This is a genomic window from Mesorhizobium sp. M7A.F.Ca.ET.027.03.2.1 (assembly GCF_003999175.1).
Classification (GTDB): Bacteria; Pseudomonadota; Alphaproteobacteria; order Rhizobiales; family Rhizobiaceae; genus Mesorhizobium.
In genome coordinates, this window is sequence record NZ_RZOM01001665.1 from 1 (window position 1) to 756 (window position 756).

Annotated in this window: 1 protein-coding gene; it reads right to left on the bottom strand. The window is 65.9% G+C overall.

The window, feature by feature from the left end; translation table 11 throughout:
* Positions 1-171 precede the first annotated feature (171 nt).
* Positions 172-756, bottom strand: a 585-nt coding sequence (locus EN750_RS37210; RefSeq protein WP_145968324.1) for a zinc-binding dehydrogenase, incomplete at its 5' end; no start/stop codon positions are given.

The window sequence follows — 756 nt, forward strand, 5'->3', positions numbered from 1 at the left end:
GTCCGCCTGTTGGCTGCCGGATTCCGCGATCATGCGAAATCCTTGCCAGACAGAGATTATGGAAAATTGCGGCGGATCGTTCGAATTTTAGCGGATGAGCGCTTTTTGCCGAGGCGCGGCGGGGTTGCTACCAGATCTGGCGATTCCATCCCTTCCGGCAGTTGGGCGGAATCACATATCCACGACGACGCGGCCGCGGATCTTGCCGTCGACGATGTCGCGCGCGGCATCGACGATGCCATCGAACCCGATGGTGCTGGACAGGCTGGCGAGCTTCTGCAGATCGAGGTCGGTGGCGATGCGGCGCCATGCCTCGAGGCGGACTGCTTTAGGCGCCATCACTGAATCGATGCCGAGCAATGAGACGCCGCGCAGGATGAAGGGCGCGACGCTGGCCGGCAGGTCCATGCCGCCGGCCAGGCCGCAGGCGGCGACCGCGCCGCCATAGGAGGTCATCGAGAGCACATTGGCCAGCGTGTGGCTACCGACTGCGTCGATGCCGCCGGCCCAGCGCTCCTTGGCCAGCGGCTTGGCCGGCTGGGCAAGCTCGTCGCGCGATATCACTTCGGCGGCGCCAAGATCGATCAGAAAGGGGCTTTCGGCATTGCGGCCGGTGGAAGCAATGACATGGTAGCCGAGGCTGGACAGGATCGAGACCGCGACCGAGCCGACGCCGCCGGCCGCCCCCGTCACCACCACCGGGCCGCGATCGGGCAGGATGCCGTGCCGTTCCAGGGCCATGACGCAGAGCATGGC